Annotated in this window: 1 protein-coding gene; it reads left to right on the forward strand. The window is 72.3% G+C overall.

The window, feature by feature from the left end; genetic code table 11:
• A partial coding sequence (locus ACY45C_RS15590; protein ID WP_462188317.1) for a bifunctional FO biosynthesis protein CofGH occupies nt 1-2237 on the forward strand: 2237 nt, incomplete at both ends.

Genomic DNA, 2237 nt, shown 5'->3' on the forward strand with positions numbered 1-2237 from the left:
CGGTGGACGAGGTGCTCGGCATCGCCCGGGCGGGCGCCGCGGCGGGCTGCGCCGAGGCGCTGTTCACGCTTGGTGATCGCCCCGAGGGCCGGTGGCCGGCGGCCCGGGAGTGGCTCGACGCCCACGGCTACGACTCGACGCTGGGCTACCTGCGTGCCGTCGCGATCGCCGTGCTGGAGGAGACTGGTCTGCTTCCGCACTTCAACCCAGGTGTGCTGAGCTGGGTGGAACTCGCCCGGCTCAAGCCGGTGGCCCCGTCGATGGGGATGATGCTGGAGACGACCGCGACCCGCCTGTGGTCGGAGCCGGGCGGGGCGCACTACGGGTCACCCGACAAGGACCCGGCCGTCCGCCTGCGGGTCCTCACCGACGCCGGGCGGCTGTCGATCCCGTTCACGACCGGCCTGCTGCTCGGCATCGGGGAGACCCGGGCGGAGCGGGCCGAGACGATCTTCGAGCTTCGAGGTCTGGCCCGCCGCTACGGGTCGATCCAGGAGGTGATCGTCCAGAATTTCCGCGCCAAGGACGACACCGCGATGCGCTCCGCGCCCGACGTCGGTGCCGAGGAGTTGGCCGCGGCCGTCGCGGTCACCCGGCTGGTGCTGGGCCCCACGATGCGGGTGCAGGCTCCGCCGAACCTCGTTGACACCGCGGAGTGCGCCCTGCTGCTTTCGGCCGGCATCGACGACTGGGGCGGCGTCTCCCCGGTCACCCCCGACCACGTCAACCCCGAGCGGCCCTGGCCGGACCTGGACGTCCTGCGTGCCGTGACGGCGCAGGCCGGGTTCACGCTGCGGCCCCGGCTCACCGTCTACCCCTCCCATCTCGGTGAACCATGGATCGACCCGCGCCTGGCCGGGCACGTCGGGGCGTTGGCCGGCGCGGACGGCCTGCTCGCCGACGGTGTGTTCCCGGCCGGCCGCCCCTGGCAGGAGCCCGACGGCGGACTCGCTGACACCGGCCGCACCGATCTGCACGCCGCGGTCGACACGGTCGGGCGCCGCAGCGAGAAACGGGCGGACTTCGGCACGGTCTACGGTGACTGGGAGTCGCTTCGTGCCCAGGTCAGCGCGGCCGGGACGGGGGTCGACGGAGTCGTCGGCACGGGCAGCCGGGCCATCGCGAGCCGGGCCGGCGCGGTTGCTGGTGCCGGTGCCATGCGGCGGATCGGCCCCGACATGCTCGCCGCCCTGCGCCACGCCGGGTCCGATCCGGCCGGGATCACCGACGACGAGGCGCTGACCCTGTTCAGCGCGGACGGCGCCGCCCTGGAGGAGCTCTGCGCGCTCGCGGACGGATTGCGCCGCGACGTCGTGGGCGAGGACGTCACCTACGTCGTCAACCGCAACATCAACTTCACTAATGTCTGCTACACCGGATGCCGGTTCTGCGCGTTCGCGCAACGCCGTGGGGACGCCGACGCCTACACGCTGTCTCTGGACGAGGTGGGCAGCCGGGCGGCGCAGGCCTGGGCGGTCGGCGCGACCGAGGTCTGCGTCCAGGGCGGGATCCATCCCGATCTACCGGGCACCGCGTACTTCGATCTCGCCCGTGAGATCAAGCGGCAGGCGCCGGGGCTGCATCTGCACGCCTACTCGCCGATGGAGGTTCTCAACGGCGTCACCCGCACCGGCATGTCGATTGGCGACTGGCTCACCGCGGCCCGCGAGGCCGGCGTCGACACGATCCCCGGCACCGCGGCGGAGATCCTCGACGACGATGTCCGCTGGGTGCTGACGAAGGGCAAGCTGCCCGCGGCGAGCTGGGTCGAGGTGGTGACCACCGCGCACCGGGTCGGCCTGCGTTCCTCGGCCACGATGATGTACGGGCACGTGGACACCCCCGCACACTGGGTGGCCCATCTGCGCCTGCTACGGCGCATCCAGGACTCCACCGGCGGCTTCACCGAGTTCGTGGCCCTCCCCTTCGTCCATCACAGCTCGCCGATCTACCTGGCCGGTGTCGCCCGTCCCGGCCCCACCCGCCAGGAGAACCGGGCCGTGCACGCGATGGCGCGCATTCTGCTGCACGGTTCGATCGACAACATCCAGTGCTCCTGGGTCAAGCTCGGGGTGGAGAGCTGTCGGGCCGTGCTCGTTGGTGGGGCGAACGACATAGGCGGCACGCTGATGGAGGAGACGATCAGTCGGATGGCCGGCTCGCAGCACGGCTCGCGGCGTTCCGTGGCCGAACTCGAGGAGGTGGCCGCGGGGGCGGGTCGTCCCGCTCGGCAACGC

Source organism: Frankia sp. CcWB2 (assembly GCF_977927585.1).